This is a genomic window from Halovivax limisalsi, assembly GCF_023093535.1.
Taxonomy (GTDB): domain Archaea; phylum Halobacteriota; class Halobacteria; order Halobacteriales; family Natrialbaceae; genus Halovivax; species Halovivax limisalsi.
The window spans coordinates 946,960-963,511 of sequence record NZ_CP095757.1; the positions used below are offsets into that span (position 1 = coordinate 946,960).

The following is a 16,552-nucleotide window of genomic DNA, read 5'->3' on the forward strand; positions in this document are numbered from 1 at the left end:
CGGTGATCGGCCATGACCGGCGGCCAGTGTACGCTGTGTGACCTGCCGCTCGAGTCGACTGCCGTTACCGGCGAGGACGGCGATCGCTACTGCTGTCGGGGCTGCATGCACGTCGCGGAGACGCTGGACGGCGTCGCGGACGAACCGGCCGACGTGACCGACGGCACCGACTCCGAGCCGGAGGAGCCGGCCCAGCCCGCGCCGGGCACCGAGCGGGCGTTCTTCCAGATCCAGGGAATGCACTGTTCGACCTGCGAGGTGTTCATCGAGGGCGTTGGGAGCGACGCCGAGGGCGTCGAGGACGTGGCGGCCAGTTACGTGTCCGAAACCGTCCGCGTCGACTACGATCCCGACGAGATCGATCCCGAGGCCGTCGCGGACGAACTGACCGGCCTCGGCTACACGGCCTACCCGCGCGAGGACGCCCTCGCCGGCCGGCGCGCAAAAGACTGGAACGAGGCGCGCCTGATCGCCGGCGCCCTCTTCGGCATGGTCGTGATGATGCAGTACCTGCTGCTGGTCTACCCGCTTCACGTCCGGCCGCCGTGGTACGACGAGCGGACCCACCAGTTCCTCGTCGAGATGGTGACCAGCGACGCCTCGGTGCCGTTCTTCCTCATCCTCTTCGCGATGACGAGCGTCGTCCTCTTCGTCACCGGCGGGCCCATCCTCCGCGGGGCGTACGTCAGCCTGCGGACCAGGAATCCCAATATGGACCTCCTGGTCGCGCTGGCCGCGAGCGCCGCGTACGTCTACAGCACGCTGGCCGTCGCGGTCGGCCGCGTCGACGTCTACTACGACGTGACGGTCGCGATCGTCCTCGTCGTCAGCGTCGGCGGCTACTACGAAGGGAAGATCAAGCGCCGCGCGACCGAGAAACTGGCCGACCTCTCGACCGCGGGGGTCGAGACCGCGACGCGCTACGAACCGGACGGCTCGACGACCGAGATCGACGTCGATGACCTCGAAGACGGCGACCGGGTCCTCGTCCGCGGGGGCGAACGGATTCCCGTCGACGGCATCGTCAGTGATGGCGAGGGGCGACCGAAGGGAGGCCCTCGGAATGGTGAGCGGCGAGAGCCGCGAGCGGGCAAAGGGGCCGTCGACGAGGCGGTGATCACGGGCGAGTCGCTGCCCGTGACCAAACGCGCGGGCGATACGGTCGTGGGCGGCTCCATCCTGACCGAGGGCTCGCTCGTCGTCCAGATCGAGGGCGAGCCCACGAGCAGCGTCGACCGCATCGCCGACCTAGTCTGGGACCTCCAGAGCGCGACCAGCGGCGTCCAGCAACTGGCCGACCGGTTGGCGACGATCTTCGTCCCGCTCGTCTCGACGATCGCCATCATCGTCACGGGGGCCTACCTTCTCCTCGGCGCGTCCGCGCCCGACGCGATGCTCGTCGGACTGACGGTCCTGATCGTCTCCTGCCCGTGCGCGCTCGGGCTCGCGACGCCGCTGGCCGTCGCCTCGAGCGTCCGCGAGGCGCTCGACCGCGGCGTCGTCGTCTTCGACGAGACCGTCTTCGAGCGCATTCGCGACGTCGACGTCGTCGTCTTCGACAAGACGGGGACGCTCACGACGGGGACGATGGAGGTCCTGGACGCCCGGGCCCCCGACGATCTGCTCGAACGCGTCGCGATCCTGGAGCAGCGATCGGCCCACCCCGTCGCCGGCGCCATCGCCGACGCGTTCGGTCCGAACGCGTCGGCTACCGATGGCGAGGCCCCGTCGACGACGGGACCGCACTCCAGCGCCGGAGCCGACCCGGCGACCGACGGCGGCGTCCCGGCCGGCGAATCAGCCGCGATGGATGCTGACGACACCGAGAACGCCGACGACACGGCCGCAGATATCGCTGCCGACGACCGTCTGTCGGAGTTCACGTCGTACGCCACGGGAGTCGGCGGGACCGTCGACGGCGAGGACGTGCTGGTCGGCCACCCGGATCTCTTCGCGGAGCGCGGCTGGACGGTCCCCGACGACCTGGCCGAATCTATCGCGACCGAGCGCGGGTTCGGCCGGGTGCCGGTCCTCGTCGGGCGCGAGGGTACAGCGGCGGGCCTCGTGGTGGTCGGCGACGAACCCCGCGAGGGCTGGGACGAGACGATCGCCGGACTGGCCGACCGCGGCGTGGCGGTCGTCGTCCTGACCGGTGACGACGAGGAAGCCGCCTCGTTCTTCCGGGCGCACGACGGCGTCGAGCGGGTCTTCGCGGGCGTCCCGCCCGAGGGGAAGGCCGAGACGGTTCGGCGGCTCCGCTCGCGCGGAAAGACGGCGATGGTCGGCGACGGGACCAACGACGCGCCCGCGCTGGCGAGCGCGGACCTCGGGATCGCGCTGGGCGGCGGCACCGCCCTCGCCGCCGACGCCGCCGACGTCGCCATCGTCGACGACGACCTCTCCTCCCTCGAGACGGTCTTCGCGATTGCGACTGCGGCCCGACGCCGCGTCAGGCAGAACATCGCCTGGGCGTTCGCCTACAACGCCATCGCGATCCCGGTCGTGATCGCCGGATTCCTCAACCCGCTGTTCGCCGCGCTCGCGATGGGCCTCTCGAGCGCGCTGGTCGTCACGAACTCCTCGCGAGCGCTGCTCGATGACGAGGAGTGACGGGGTCGCCTGGGTAGACCAGATACTCGGGCCGTCGCGGGCGCGCAGCTTTCCAGAACACCTATCGGTATGTTGTTTCAACGCCGTTCTCGACGCGCGTGGGCGTTCCACCGCTCGGAAAACGCCGACAGGTTCATCCCGGCCGCACAGTCCGCGCAGCAGTAGCGAATCGAGTCCGCGTATCGCTCCGAGAGCGACTCGGGCGGCGAGACGTCGATCCTGAAGAGCCGCGACGGCGCCACGTCACGATCGCACCGATAGCACCCGTAGTCGCGAGACGGACCGCGCGCTCCGGTGCCGGATCGCTCGACGGCCGTCATCCGCGCTCCCTCCGAACCGATAGCACCGATCGATCGGCGGACCTCGGCCCCCAACCCCCGAAAACGAAAGTGAGAGACGGATAGTGATTCGACTCTTCGGGCCACAGGTGTGCGAGACCTTTTTGTCTCGGTGGTGTGTTGCGTAACATGGCTGACCAAGCGGCTCGCTTGGAAGCCAGACGTCTCGGGTGTTGCCTCACCCGGGACTTTCTCTGCGCGGTCCCCCGCGACGGATGGAGACGCTGGCTTCCGGCGGGAGCTACGGAACGCAATGTATTATAGCTACTGGAACGATCAGAAATTTATCCGTTTAGCTTCGGATGCGATTTCAGCTTGACCGTTGAAATGTTCGGCTACGATGGTTTCGAAAACGTGAGTACTGAGGCCTGTGCGTGTAATCGACCGGTATGAACCGCGAGACGAATACGGGCAGTCGAAGGTCTCGGTGAATCGCGTGAACGACTTCTCCCGTTATAGATAGCTGGCGAACTGAACGACACGCTCGATCGCAAACGCCGGCGGCTTCGTTTTCGAATCTACCGCCTTCGTTCCAGTTGCCGTTCGAGGAACGAGAGGAGCGTTTCGATATCCTCGGTTGCGGCCGACGATTGACCGAACATGCTCTTGAACCGGTGATCCAGACCGCCGTTTTCGATGAATGCGTGGGCGTCGCTCAACTGTTCTCGAAGCGCTGCAGCATCGCCACGATGCAGATGCATTTCGACCGAATTCAGGTCGATCGACGGAATCGCGGCGAGAACGTCGGCGAGATCCGTCTTCCGGCCACTATGGAGTTTCGCAGCGACGAGAACTTCCCCATCGGCTGCTCGCGCCGTCGTAGATCGTGTCCCTCCCGAGATCGTGGTCGGGGAACTATGCGTACGTAGATACTCGAATGACCATTCCGCTTCGGTCTGTCTGCAGCCGAGACCGTTTACGAGGATGTCCACGCCCACCGGGTGAACCAACCCCTCGGTGCGCTCGAAGCATTCGATCTCGCGGTTGTAGATAGTCTCCGATGAGGGGACCTCGAGATCGGCCTGCCGTTCGAAACCGCGCGCCTCGAGGAACGCCACTATTTCGTCGTAGTCGTCCGGAGAAATGACGAGGTCCAGATCGGTGGAGAAGCGCGTCTCGAACTGGCTGATCGCGTAGCCACCGACGAGGACGAACCCGATGGCCGACTGCTCCAGTGTTTCGAGCACTTCGATGAGTGCCTCGCTGCGGCCTTCTTGACTCATGATCGGGCTGGCTCGGTCCGGTAGCTCGAGTCACTATCGACGTCGTCGTACATTCGGGCGAGCATGTCGAGCGCCGATTCGAACGTCGCGTAGTGGTCGGTTGCGAACGCCACGGTCTCCTGGAGTGAAACGACTGGCCGTCCGTCGACCGTCGCCGCTTCGATCGTTGCCCCTGGCTCGAGAACGACCTGTATGGGGCCGTCGATCGCTTCGACGGGTTGCCGGTCCCGCGAGACCGGGATCTCGAATCGATCAAAGAAGTCAATCCACGCGTCGAGATCGGATTCGCGCACGGCGATGAACAGCGGATAGTCGTTCGGGCTGCGCGCGACCTGGTAGCCACCGTGCGTCCAGACGTAGACCGCATCGATGGCGGTGAACGCGTACTCCATCCCTGCAAACTGTGGCAGGACGTACGCCTCCGTAATCGACGGGGGCGAAACGTCCGCCGTCGTCGTCAGGAATTCGAGCCCGGCGTCCCGGATCGATCGATCTACGAGCCGTAGCCCGTCATCGTACGCGACGTATCCCGCCTCCTCGATACGGTTTACAACGCGACGGATCGTCTCCCGGTTTTCGTCGATCTTCCGTGCGACTCCCGAGATGGTATCTCCCGGGTCGAGCGCGAGTAACACCTTGAGTTCCTTCTCCCCACACACTTCGTACATTCTATAGTTGCACAATCGTGTGCATTAGTTAAAATATTTACTACTGATCCGCCCCTGCGTCCCGGTGACGTTCGAACCCGGTGCACGATGTATCGACGCTCCCCCTGACAATTAGTCCGCGCTCCCATCGCCAGGGAGTTCATCGGGGCACTGCGCGAGAGTTTGGGGCGACCGATCTCGATCAGTGGGTCGACGGATGTCACCCCAGCCGAATCTGGCGGCCGTCCTCGATCAGGTCGCCGCGCTCGATCGCGCGATCGAGGATCGCCTCGACCTGGTGTGACTCGAGGTCGTACGCGCCGGCGGCAAGGCCCTCGACGTCCGAGCGGGCCATCGGGAGGTCCCGGTTGCGAAGGAGTCTGAGCACCTTGCCGTACGACTGCGGCGCCGTCGATTCCGCCGCGGCGCCGGCCGACGCGTCGGGGGCTGCGGGTGATTCGCCGTCGTTTCCTGCGTCTGCCGTCCCCCGGTCATCGGACGCTCTGCCGTCCGCGGCGTCTGGTGCATCCGCGCTACCGGCATCACCGGTTGGGCCGGACTCCTCGAGTCCGTCGGCGTCGGACGACCCGGATTCAGTGCCCGCAGCGTCCCCGTGACGTTCGTCACCCCCGGTATCGAGCGCGCCGGACTCGGACGGTGGTCCGGAGGACGATGCAGCCTCGGCCGTCCCGAATTTCTCGTCCCGATTTGCGTCGGCCGGGTGCGCCGGTCCCGCGTCACCCTCGATCGACTCGCCGCGGGCGCGGGCGAGCAGGGGTTCGAGCAGCTCGGAGAGGGTCGCTCGGCAGGCCTCACAGAGCACGACGCGGCGCTGTTCGGCCTCGGTCGGGGACAGCTCCGGCGGGACGATCTCGTACGTCCCGCGGGGGTCGTCGCCACAGAAGTCGCAGGTCCGCAGTTCTCGCATGCGCTCTGGTTGACGTGGCCCGACCAAAAAACCGACCGTCGCCGGGTCGACCCGATCGGTGCGTCACTCCGACGCGACGGATGGCGCCGTCGTTCGGGAGGAATTTGTAGGTGGGACGGGTATCACCGCCCATGTTCGACGAGATCATGGAGAAGTTCGAGGGCTCTCCCAGCCAGCAGGCGGTGATCCGGCTGCTGCTCGAACGCGGCTTCTCCGTGAACGACGAGGGGCGGGTGGTCTCGGGCGGCATCGAGATCCCGAACACGGGCATCGCCCGCGAGATCGGCGTCGATCGCCGCGTCGTCGACTCCACGACCGACGTCATCCTCGAAGACGACGAACTCAGGCGCATCTTCCAGAACATCTCACAGACGCCGAGCCTGATGGACCTCGCACCCGTCCTCGACCTGACGGTGCTCACGGTCGCCGTCGACGACCCGGATCAGGAGGGCATCGTCGCGACGGTCACCGGCCTCGTCGCGGACAACGGCGTCTCGATCCGCCAGACCATCAGCGAGGACCCCGAGTTCACCGACGAGCCCCGGCTCTACCTCGTCACCGACGAAGATCTCCCCGGCGAGTTGATCACGCAACTGCGCAATCTGGACTTCGTCCGGAAACTCGAACTGCAGTGACGGCCGTGCGTCCCGACCGTTCGGCCGTTGACCACCCGATACCCACTCCCATCTGACCGATGACCGACGCCTACGCGACCGTCGCCGACGCCGCCACCGCCTCCTTCGAGGTGCAGGGCTCGGAATTTCTGGGTCACGTCCGCCCCGTCGAGTCGGTCGAGGCGGCCGAGGCGTTCGTCGATCGCGTCCGTGAGAACTACGCCGACGCGACTCATAACGTCCCTGCCTACCGGGTTCGGACCGACCCGGACGGCGAGTTCCTGCGCGAGTACTCCAGCGACGACGGCGAACCCTCGGGATCGGCGGGGAAACCGGCGCTCTCCGTCCTCGAGGGCCAGGATCTCGAAAACGTCGCCGTCGTCATCACCCGCTACTACGGCGGGACGAACCTCGGCGTCGGCGGGCTCGTCCGCGCGTACTCCCGGGCCGTGAAAGACGCCGTCGAGGCCGCCGGCGTCGCGGAGCGCGAACCGCACGAGCGCGTCGCGATCGACGTCGCCTACGACGACTCGGGCACCGTCCGCTCCATCCTCGAGAGCGAGGGCCACGAGTTCGAGGCGAGCTACGATGAGGCGGTCGCGTTCGAGGTGTCCGTGCCGGTCGCGGCGGCCGAGGCGCTCCGCGATCGGATTCGGAGCGCGACGAGCGGCCGGGCCGAGATCGAGTAGGTCGACGAGGATCTATCGACGACCGACCGGTCACTGTCGTTTCGATTATCCCGCCGGCAAAACCGTCCCCGGCGACGCCCGTTCGATCGACGCGACGAGACCGTCGGGGTCGCCGAGTTCGTCGCGGTCGAATCGCACGTCACGGATGCCGCGATCGAGGACGAGTTCGCCGTCTTTGAGGCGGACGTGGCGAACGTCGTCCCAGGGGACGAACGACCGCGTGAACGGTCGCTGGACGACCAGGCCCGCGTCGTGGACTCGGATCTCGGGCGACGTTGCGGCGCGGAGGGGAACGACGCGGGCCTCGATCACCGACGCGATGGCCCGCGAGACCGCGAACCCGACACTGAGGATCGCGATCGACCGGTCGCCGTCGACCGTGTTCGCCGCGGCGACGAACAGACCGATGCCGACCAGGGCGAGATCAGCGGTGACCGATCCCGGCGGCTCCCAGGGGACCGTCAGGATCGGCTCGTCGGGCACGGTCGCGGTCACGTACACCGCTCGGGCGAGGGCGGCGACGACCCAGCCGACGAGGAGGAGCGCCACGGCGGCTCCGAGAGCGATTTCGCCGCTCCACCGAATCGCGTTCGCGGTGGCCGACCGGAGCCACAGCGCGGCGAACGCGACGACCGGCAGCCCGAGCGACCAGCGGCGACGCCTATTTCGGCCGATTCGAACGGCTAATTCGTCGATTCGATCGGCCAGATGGACGCCCACCGAACCGCCGATCGCGAACCCGATCGCGCAACCGAGGACCGCCGCTACGACGGCGGGCGAACGGATCGACGCCACGACCCCGCCCATTCCCCCGGCGAGGGCGCCGACGTACGCACTTACTGCGAGACGCCAGTCCGCCCTTGCCGACGACGGATCGGTGTCGACCATGCTATTTCATCCGACATATCGAACGAAAAATCTACTGCCTTACAGCGAGTAACTTCCTTGTCGGAGCGGGCATCGCCGAACCGAAGACGGCTGACTTTCACCTTCGAATCGAAACAATTAATCGGGGCCCGACGGTGAACCGGTGTATGCAGCCGATTCGTGCGGCCGATTACCACGACCTCGTCTTCGTTCGAGAGCCCCGGCTCGCGCCCGACGGCGAGCGCGTCGCGTTCGTCCGTAGCGTCGCCGAGGACGACGAATCGAGGCGCGGAACGATCCACGTCGTCCCGACCGACGGCGGCGAGCCGCGCCAGTTCACCGTCGACGAAGGGGTCGACAGCGAGCCGCGCTGGAGTCCCGACGGCGAGTACCTGGCGTTCGTGAGTACTCGCGGGGCGGACGACGACCGGCCGCAGCTGTGGCTCCTTCCTACCGCGGGCGGCGAGGCCCGCCAGGTGACCGAGGTCGCCGGCGGCGTCTCCGGTATCGAGTGGAGTCCCGACGGCTCGCGCATCGTCTTCACGCAGGCCTCGACCCCGGAGGATCGCGACGAGGGTCGCGACATGTCCGTCGACCCCGACTACGAGTTCGAGTCGCCGGATCCGCGCGTTATCGATCGGCTCAACTACCGGTCGATGCAGCGGTATTTCGACGGCGAGCGCAGCCACGTCTACGTCCTCGACGTCGAGACCGCCATGGCGGCCGCGGAAGCGGCGGGCGGCGAACCCTCGCGCGCGGACGCTCTCGACCGGCTCACCGACGGCGACGCGGACTACGTCGGGCCCGCGTGGGGCGACGCGGAGACGGTCTACTACGCCAGCAAACCCGCCGACGAGCCGCTGCCCGACGATTCGGTCGAACTCGACATCCACGCGCACCCCCTCGCCGAGGACGCCGAGCCGGAGATCCTCACGCGGACGACCGGCTGGGGCGGAGCGATCGAGGCGACGACCGACGGCCTCGTCGCGTTCCCGCGGACGCCGGAAGCGCGCATGACCATGCGCCAGGTCGACATCGTCGTCCACGACGTCGAGACCGGCGAGGAGGTGGTTCCGACGGACTCGCTCGACCGGACGCTCTCCCAGGCCGGCTTCCAGTGGGGCCCCGACGAGGAACACCTGTTCTTCGCGACGCCGGACGAAGGTCGGGTTCGCGTCTGGTCGGCACCCGGCGACGCGAGCGCCGATCCGGAGTCGGTCTACGACGACGGCGCCACCGTCGAGGCGTTCTCCGTCGGCGAGGAGCGCGTCGCGGTCGCCCAGAGCGAGTGGGATCACCCCGGCGACGTCTTCCTCGCCGGCCGATCCGGCGGCGACCCGACCCGCCTCACGGACGTCAACGCCGACTACTTCGCCGACCGAACGGTCGCCGAACCCGAGGAGCTGTGGTTCGAGAGCGACGGTGGGGAGTGTCAGGGCTGGCTGCTGACGCCGCCGGACGTCGACGAGTCGGGAGGTATCGCGGGCGAGGAACCCTTCCCGCTCGTCGTCGAGATCCACGGCGGGCCGCACGTCCAGTGGACGACGTCGGGCACGATGTGGCACGAGTTCCAGACCCTGGCCGCCAGCGGCTACGCCGTCTTCTGGTCGAACCCGCGGGGCTCGACGGGCTACGGCGAGGACCACGCGACGGCCACCTACCGGGATTGGGGCGATACGACCCTGTCGGACGTCCTCGCGGGCGCCGACGCGGTGAGCGAGCGCCCGGCGATCGACGCCGACGAGCAGTACGTCACCGGCGGCAGCTTCGGCGGCTACGTGACCGCCTGGGCCGTCGGGCGCACCGACCGCTTCACCGCCGCCGTCGCCCAGCGCGGCGTCTACGACCTCACCGGCTTCTACGGCTCGACCGACGGCGCGTACAAGCTCGTCGAGTACGACTTCGGCACCACGCCCTGGGCGGAACCGGAGTTCCTCTGGGAGCACTCGCCGGTCTCGCTCGTCCCCGAGGTCGACACGCCCACCCTGCTCGTCCACTCGGATCGCGACTACCGGACGCCCGCCAACGGCGCCGAACTCTACTACACCGGCCTGAAGAAACACGGCGTCGACGCGCGCCTGGTCAGGTACCCCCGTGAGGGCCACGAACTCTCGCGCTCGGGCGAACCGGCCCACGTCGTCGATCGCATCGAGCGGATCGTCCGCTGGTTCGACGGCTACTCCGACGGGACGGACGTCCCGCCGGCGCTCGAACGCGACCCGAACGACGGGCTGTCGGCGGACGAGCCCGACGGGGACGAGGTATCGGACGAAGAGTGACGGTCCCACCGCAGCTACCCGACGGTTTCACTCCGAGGTCACCACGTACGTGAGCGCGATGAGGATCACCGCCATCGCCCCGACCTGCTCCCAGGCGAACGTGGTGACGTTGGCCAGGTCCGAGGCGTAGATGAGGATAGACGCGAACGAGACGGAAAACGCCACGTTGAGGACCAGCAGGACGACCGGGTGCCCCGGCGAGCCGTCGATACCATCCGCGAGATCCTCGCTCATGGGGGTGCAATCGCGCCGCCGGCACCTAACACCTTCCGTACCAGCTGCGGCCGCCGGTCGAGACGCGGAGCCGGGCCGCTGCAATCGAAGCGAGCGAGCCGGACGAACCACGTGCGTCGGCCCGACACCGGCCGTAACGGGTGTCCGCCGTTTCGCACTCACCGGCGTTCGATCGCTTGTCGCAACTCGGAACCCGTCGGGGCGCGTACCGGGTGGCGACGCCCTCTCCGTATCGCACGGGGACGGACGCCTGCCCGTTGTGGGATCGGGAGACGGACGGTCACCAGCGGCGGTACACTTTTATTCTGACGTCAGAGAGTAATTACTATGGGCACGGCCGAGCGGATCGCGTCGTATCGGGATGCCGTCGTGCGCTGGATCCGGGCTCGGTTCGGCGGATCCCGGGTCGCGGAGTGGGCCCACGGCCTCTATCACGGGATGGTAGTACACCCGGCCGCGGAGAAGCTCGAACAGGAGGCGGAGGACCTCGAGGACGCGTTCATGGTTGCCTGTTTCCCCGACGCGTTCGGTATCCCGTCGCCCGTCTCCTATTACGCGGCCGAGTTGCTCCCCTTCCTCGGGACGGAGTTTACCGCCTGGGAACGGCGCATGTGGGATCGATCGACGCTGATCGAACGCAAGGGACGACAGTATCACTTCTAGCCGCCGGCAGTTGTACCCGCGATCGATGTCGAACCCTCAATTCGTCTTCGTCGGCGGCAAAGGTGGCGTCGGAAAGACCACGATCTCGAGCGCCTACGCCCTGCGAGACAGTCGGGCCGGCCGGGAGACCCTGCTCGTCTCGACCGATCCGGCCCACAGCGTCGGCGACGTGTTCGACCAGGAGTTCGCTGACGAACCCGAGCCGGTGAGCGGCCAGGACCGGCTCTCGGTCCTCGAGATCGATCCCGATGCGGCAGTCGAGGCCCATCGTCAGCGGCTCGAGCGTGAACTCGGGACCCAGCTGAGCGCCGCGGTGGTCAACGAGGTCGACCGGCAACTGGAGCTGGCACACCGGGCCCCCGGCGCCTACGAGGCCGCTCTCTTCGATCGGTTCGTCGACGTGATGCGGTCGGCCGAGGCCTACGACCGCGTCATCTTCGATACCGCCCCGACCGGGGGCACGCTCAGGATGCTCGCCCTGCCGGACCTGCTCGCGGACTGGATCGACCGGCTGCTCGCCAAGCGCCGCCGGAGCGTCGACCGCTACGAGAAAGCTGCGATCGGCAACCGGCAACCCCGTCGGCAACTGGAGGGCGACCCGATCATCGCGCGACTCGAGGACCGTCGCGACCGGTTCGCGTTCGCCCGCGAGACGCTCCGGACCGACGCGACCGTCTACCTGGTCATGAACCCGGATACGCTCTCGCTTCGGGAAACCGAACGCGCGGTCGAGACGCTCCGGTCGCACGACCTCGCGGTCGACGGGGCCGTGATGAACCGCGTGACGCCGGAACCGGCCGCCCACGAGGACGGTCCCGGCGCTCGCTACCTCCGCCAGCGGTGTGCGACCGAGCGCGAGCGCATCGAGACGGCCAGGGAGAGGCTTCCGATCCCCATCGTCGCGACGATCGAGTCGCGAATTGCCGACGTGCGCGGTGACTTGCTCCGGGAATTGGCGGCCGAACTCGACGATCCGGCTGGCCCCGAGTGTCCGTGAGTTCACCAGTGATCGAGCGTTCGTCTCCGGCGATCGTCGAATCCCCGCGACCGGCGTCCCGATTCAGCGCGCGCCGGCTCGATACCGGCGAGAAATGAACGGTTGTACCGCCGTCGTCGGTCCACCGGTGCCGAAACGACTCGTTTACCGAGTTGAAATCCCGAACTGTCGGTAAATTATGACCGTATTTAATACTGGTAACTACCGTGTGCGAACTACCGTGATACGATGCAAGTCATCTGGTTCGTGGTCATCGTGCTCGCGACGTTCACGGCCGGCTACGTCGGGTACTCGACGTACCTGGCGAGGGAGCTGACCGAACTCGACGACGAGCGCGAGACCCCCGCACACAGGTACGCGGACGGCCAGGAGTACGTGCCATCGAAGAAACCGGTCCTGCTCGGGCACCACTTCTCCAGCGTGGCCGGCGGCGCGCCGATCGCGGGCCCGCTGACGGCGGTCGCGGCGTTCGGCTGGGCGCCAGCGCTGCTGTGGGTGGCGATCGGAAACCCACTCTTCGGCGCGGTCCACGACTTCATGGCGCTGGTTTCGAGCGTCCGCCACGAGGGGAAGTCGATCGGCTACATCGTCGGCGAGTACGTCGGCGAGCGAGGCAAGAACATGCTGCTGTGGTTCGCGTTCCTGCTCATCCTCCTCGTCGTCGCGGCGTTCGTGTTCCTGATCGCGCAGGTGTTCAACGCCTACCCCGGCGCGGCGACGGCCAGCTTGCTCTACATCGCGCTCGCGCTCGGATTCGGCGTCTACCTCTACCAGTTGAACGGTCCCTTCCTTCCAGGGGCGGCGCTGTTCGTCGCCGGCATCTTCGCCGGGGTCTGGGCCGGGTACGAGTACCCGATCGCGCTCGTCGAAACGGGCGCCCTCCCCGACGGCACGATCGTCCTCTTCGGCGACCTGGCGGCGGCGGAGCTGTTGCCGCTCGCCGAGGCGCAGAATCCGAACTTCGCCGCGTGGGCGCTCGTCACGGTGCTGTACTCGTTCCTGGCCGCGACACTCCCGGTCTGGGTACTGCTGCAGCCGCGTGACTTCCTCACGTCGTCGCTTCTGTACACCGGCATCGGGGCGATGCTCGTCGGCGTCGTCGTGGGGACGATCCGTCCGTTCGAACCCGTCGACATTCCCGTCTCCGGGGTCGAGGGCCTCAACAGCGTGACGATCGACAGTCTCGAAGCGTCCGTTCCCGCGTTCGAGGGCTTCGTCCACCCCTCGCTGGGGCCATTGGTTCCGTTCCTGTTCCTCACGATCGCGTGCGGGACGATCAGTGGCTTTCACTCGCTGGTCTCCTCGGGGACGACGGCAAAGCAATTGAACAGGGAATCGGACGCCCGAACGATCGGCTACGGCGCGATGCTCGGCGAGGGGCTGCTTGCGCTGACCGCGATCATCGCGGTTTCGATCGCCGCCGCGACGGTCGCGTCCGGTACCCTCGCGTCGGCCATCGCCGTCTTCCCGGCTGGTGGCGGTGCGCTCGTCTCGACGCTCGGGATTCCGGCCGGTCTGGCGTCGATCTTCATCGCGCTCGTGTTCGCGAGCTTCCTGCTTACGAGCACCGACACCGCGACGCGGCTCGGTCGCTACATGGTCGAGGAACTCGTCGGGACGCCGGAAACGAGTCTCCAGGAGACGCTGACCAACCGGTACGCCAACGCCGGCGTAACCGTTGTCGCCGGCTACCTGCTGGTCGCCTCGGGCAGCTGGGGGAACCTCTGGCTGTTGTTCGGCGGCGCGAACCAGCTCCTCGCGGCGCTTGCGCTACTGGTTGCCACCATCTGGCTCGCAAACTGGAGCGACACGAAACAGCTCGTCAGTACCGGTGTCCCCCTCGCGTTCATGGTGACCGTCACCGTGCTGGGCCTTCTCTGGGTCGCACTCTTGCGCTTTCCGGCGACCATCATCGAGCCGGCCGTGGTTTCGGATCCCGCCGTCACCGAGTGGGACGTCTGGGGTGACGTGGTATCCGATCCAGGAACGCTCGCGCAGGTCGAGGCCTCGATGCACACGCTCTCGTTCGCGCTTCTGACCGTCCTGGCGCTCGTGCTCGTCTCGCTGGCGATCAGGCTGCTTCGGTTGGGGATCGACAACATCTCCGACGCCCGGGCCGGGCTCGCCACGGCTGCGGTCACCGACGGCGGCGAACACGTCCCGGAACCCGACGGCACGGCAGAAGCGGACGACGTGGGCGCTGACGACGAGTGACGCCTACCCTCACCGGGCTACCCAGCTCAGCACGCGACCGAGCAACCCCGGCTCGTCCGGGTCGATCGATTCCCAGACCCGAAACGCCTGCTCGACGTCGGCCGAGGCACTCGCGACGCTCGTCTCGGCGTCGGGGACGACCGCGATCAGATTCACTTCCGTGTGGCCGCGCAAACCGCCGCGCAGCAGCGTTCTGTTCGAGTATCCCTCGACGAAGTCGGCGACGTCGTCGGCGATCGCGTCGGCGACGATCGCGAACGTGAAGTCCGTGCTGTAGTGATCCTCGTCGGCATCGACCCGGTCGGCGGCCAGTCGATCGCCGAGCGCGCCCAGCGCCGTCAGGTCTCCGACGGTCGGTCGGTCGATCTCGCAGACGAAGACGTGCTCCTGCGTCCGGTGTTCGGCGAACGTCACCGACGGGTGCAGGACGTGCCGTTGGTGCTGGATGCGCAACTCCCCGTACATCGGGAATCGTTCGCCGTCGACCGCGTAATCGCGCTCCAGATCGTAGTGGGGAGCGAGCCGTCGCGCCACGCGATTCAGGTACTCGTCGTCCCAGCGCGGCAGTTCGTCCGGCCAGTCGTCGGCCGGCAGGGCACCGCCTTCGGCCTCGATGGGCCCGGTCGAGTCGGGCGCGGTGGCCGACCCGGACGGCGCCTCGCCGATCGACCCGTTCGCACCGTCGGTCTCCTCGTTCGCACCGGTCACGCGTACCACCCCGCGTCCATGTCGTCGTGATGCCGATACGCCCGTAAATACGTTGACTCTCGGTCGCCGTACTCGCGTGATTGTCGGTCGGCTTCACCGTCGTACCCGAATTCCGCACGTCGACCCGGGAACGACTCGGGTGTCCGGATCCTGTAGCCGCCGTAGCGGCTTCACGCTCGTCGAGACCACCAGGCTCGAGGGACGGGGACCGACCTCCGTGCCGACGGCTCGGCCCGGGTCCGGGGTTGCACCTGAACCGGACGGCCCTCCCCGCGCCGTCCCGCAGCCGGAACGGAGCGAACCGTCGGCGACCTCGATCGATCGCTTCGCGTCGTTCCCGCGCTGGCACCGCTGGGCGTCGGCCATCGCCGTCGCGACTCGACGCCGGGAGCGCTCGCGTTCCTCGCCGGGAGCGACCCGCAGGCGGCGGCGGTCGTCGGTCGCTGTCCGGTGAACTCGGCGTTCGGAATCGATGCCAGCCCGTCGTGCCCACGGTCGATACCGTCCATTCGCGGCCGCGTGGCGGGGTCCCCGCGATCACCGCGTCCCCGAACCCGACGAGACCACCGCGAGCGCACCGGTTTATCGGGGGATCGAGGTGACGTTCGCCACGTCCGAGGCGTAGCTGACGGTCGGGCCGGACGCTCCCGGCGACCGCGGTCAGAACTCGCAGTCCTCTGTCTCCACGCACTGCTCGACCCAGTCCGGCGGCTCGAGGGTCGTCGGCTCCGGTTCGGGGTCGTACTCGTACTCGACGCTGATTGAGCCGTCCGGTTCGCGTTGCAAGAGGTACTCACCGTAGGACGATGTGTGGCTCAGGGAGACCTCGAGCGACGCCGACCTGAGGACGTCCGTCTCCGGATCGGTCCGAACGGAGCCCCGTTCGGGATCGACGCGGGTCAACGAGCGGTCCGCTGTTACCCACGCCGGCGAGGGTTCGTACACGGCGTACGCTCCGTCGGTCCCGTCCGCGACCCGCTCGTAGGCCGGGAGATTCAGGGGCCGGAGGATCATCGCGCGGGTGGAGCGAAGGTGGCCGCCGTCGTACGTCCCCTGGCCTTCCGCGACGAGGACCACGCGGTCGCCGTGGTGTCCGTAGTGAACGACTTCGCCGTCGGTCGCGAGCGACGACCGGATCGACTCGCGATCCTCGTCGGCGGTCGTCGTGTACTTCGTGTACACCCGACCGTCCTCGTAGACGTACTCGATCGTCGTCCGTTCGTACTCGAACGTGAGGTGCGCGGCGTCGGGCCCGAGGACCGTCGCCTCGTGGCCGACCAACAGCGTTCCGTCGACGTTGACCGCTCCCGAGGAGGCGAACCGTTCGGAATCGCCGTGCTCGAATGGCGCCTCCGTTGGCGTCGGGCCTAGCGGAAAGCAGAACAGCGCCCCGACCCCGACGACGAGGAGCACGCCGATCACCCCGGCGACGAGGTATTTACGTTTCATCGGAATTGCTTTTGACGCAGACAGATTAATTGTTTCGCCGGTCGAGGCCCGGATTTACACGTAAAATATAAATTACCGTTGCAGTCTCGCTC

General features: G+C 67.5%; 15 protein-coding genes and 1 pseudogene. 8 read left to right on the top strand and 8 right to left on the bottom strand.

Translation table 11 applies throughout. The features are described from left to right. Window positions 1-12 precede the first annotated feature (12 nt). On the top strand, window positions 13-2,610 hold the full coding sequence (locus tag MXA07_RS04145) for a heavy metal translocating P-type ATPase (protein ID WP_247730790.1): 2,598 nt from the start codon (window positions 13-15) through the stop codon (window positions 2,608-2,610). Between the two features lie 77 nt (window positions 2,611-2,687). Here MXA07_RS04145 and MXA07_RS04150 read toward each other — a convergent pair whose 3' ends face one another. The 4 genes from MXA07_RS04150 to MXA07_RS04165 form a co-directional block, all read right to left on the bottom strand. Next, window positions 2,688-2,930 (bottom strand): hypothetical protein, encoded by a 243-nt coding sequence (locus MXA07_RS04150; protein WP_247730791.1) that lies wholly within the window; start codon window positions 2,928-2,930, stop codon window positions 2,688-2,690. 536 nt (window positions 2,931-3,466) lie between these two features. Continuing rightward, entirely contained in the window at window positions 3,467-4,171 is a 705-nt protein-coding gene (locus MXA07_RS04155; protein WP_247730792.1) for a nucleotidyltransferase domain-containing protein, read from the bottom strand. Next, window positions 4,168-4,839, bottom strand: a complete 672-nt coding sequence (locus MXA07_RS04160) for a helix-turn-helix domain-containing protein (RefSeq protein ID WP_247730793.1) — start codon at window positions 4,837-4,839, stop codon at window positions 4,168-4,170. Before MXA07_RS04160 ends, MXA07_RS04155 begins: the two co-directional genes overlap by 4 nt. Before the next feature lie 199 nt (window positions 4,840-5,038). Continuing rightward, window positions 5,039-5,746 carry a hypothetical protein gene (locus MXA07_RS04165; RefSeq protein WP_247730794.1) on the bottom strand — a complete coding sequence of 236 codons (708 nt, stop codon included), beginning with the start codon at window positions 5,744-5,746 and terminating at the stop codon, window positions 5,039-5,041. A gap of 131 nt (window positions 5,747-5,877) precedes the next feature. Between MXA07_RS04165 and trpY the strand changes: the two genes are divergently transcribed. After that, on the top strand, window positions 5,878-6,381 hold the full coding sequence (trpY, locus tag MXA07_RS04170) for a TrpY family transcription regulator (RefSeq protein WP_247730795.1): 504 nt from the start codon (window positions 5,878-5,880) through the stop codon (window positions 6,379-6,381). A gap of 59 nt (window positions 6,382-6,440) precedes the next feature. Further along, window positions 6,441-7,049 carry an IMPACT family protein gene (locus MXA07_RS04175; protein ID WP_247730796.1) on the top strand — a complete coding sequence of 203 codons (609 nt, stop codon included), beginning with the start codon at window positions 6,441-6,443 and terminating at the stop codon, window positions 7,047-7,049. A gap of 45 nt (window positions 7,050-7,094) precedes the next feature. Here MXA07_RS04175 and MXA07_RS04180 read toward each other — a convergent pair whose 3' ends face one another. Next, window positions 7,095-7,937: a PH domain-containing protein gene (locus MXA07_RS04180; RefSeq protein WP_247730797.1), complete on the bottom strand. Its 843-nt coding sequence runs from the start codon at window positions 7,935-7,937 to the stop codon at window positions 7,095-7,097. Between the two features lie 146 nt (window positions 7,938-8,083). Between MXA07_RS04180 and MXA07_RS04185 the strand changes: the two genes are divergently transcribed. Continuing rightward, window positions 8,084-10,195 (top strand): S9 family peptidase, encoded by a 2,112-nt coding sequence (locus tag MXA07_RS04185; RefSeq protein WP_247730798.1) that lies wholly within the window; start codon window positions 8,084-8,086, stop codon window positions 10,193-10,195. A 27-nt stretch (window positions 10,196-10,222) separates the two neighbouring features. Here the strand turns inward: MXA07_RS04185 and MXA07_RS04190 are convergent, their stop codons facing one another. Next, window positions 10,223-10,429 carry a DUF8107 family protein gene (locus MXA07_RS04190; RefSeq protein ID WP_247730799.1) on the bottom strand — a complete coding sequence of 69 codons (207 nt, stop codon included), beginning with the start codon at window positions 10,427-10,429 and terminating at the stop codon, window positions 10,223-10,225. Window positions 10,430-10,756: 327 nt separating this feature from the next. Here MXA07_RS04190 and MXA07_RS04195 point away from each other — a divergent pair, with 327 nt between their 5' ends. From MXA07_RS04195 to MXA07_RS04205, 3 genes are all read left to right on the top strand, one after another. Next, the gene (locus MXA07_RS04195; RefSeq protein ID WP_247730800.1) at window positions 10,757-11,092 is read left to right on the top strand and encodes a DUF7990 family protein; all 336 of its coding nucleotides are present in this window, start codon (window positions 10,757-10,759) and stop codon (window positions 11,090-11,092) included. Window positions 11,093-11,117: 25 nt separating this feature from the next. Then, window positions 11,118-12,089, top strand: coding sequence for an ArsA family ATPase (locus tag MXA07_RS04200; RefSeq protein WP_247730801.1), 972 nt, complete (start codon window positions 11,118-11,120; stop codon window positions 12,087-12,089). 228 nt (window positions 12,090-12,317) lie between these two features. Continuing rightward, entirely contained in the window at window positions 12,318-14,303 is a 1,986-nt protein-coding gene (locus tag MXA07_RS04205; RefSeq protein ID WP_247730802.1) for a carbon starvation CstA family protein, read from the top strand. A gap of 9 nt (window positions 14,304-14,312) precedes the next feature. Here the strand turns inward: MXA07_RS04205 and MXA07_RS04210 are convergent, their stop codons facing one another. Beyond that, entirely contained in the window at window positions 14,313-15,011 is a 699-nt protein-coding gene (locus MXA07_RS04210) for a DUF8052 family protein (RefSeq protein WP_247730803.1), read from the bottom strand. A 315-nt stretch (window positions 15,012-15,326) separates the two neighbouring features. Between MXA07_RS04210 and MXA07_RS04215 the strand changes: the two are divergent. Next, a pseudogene (locus MXA07_RS04215) lies at window positions 15,327-15,776 on the top strand (YgaP family membrane protein); the annotation flags it as partial. Here the strand turns inward: MXA07_RS04215 and MXA07_RS04220 are convergent. Beyond that, entirely contained in the window at window positions 15,672-16,460 is a 789-nt protein-coding gene (locus MXA07_RS04220; RefSeq protein WP_247730804.1) for a hypothetical protein, read from the bottom strand. The pseudogene MXA07_RS04215 and the gene MXA07_RS04220 overlap by 105 nt on opposite strands. Between the last annotated feature and the right edge of the window lie 92 nt (window positions 16,461-16,552).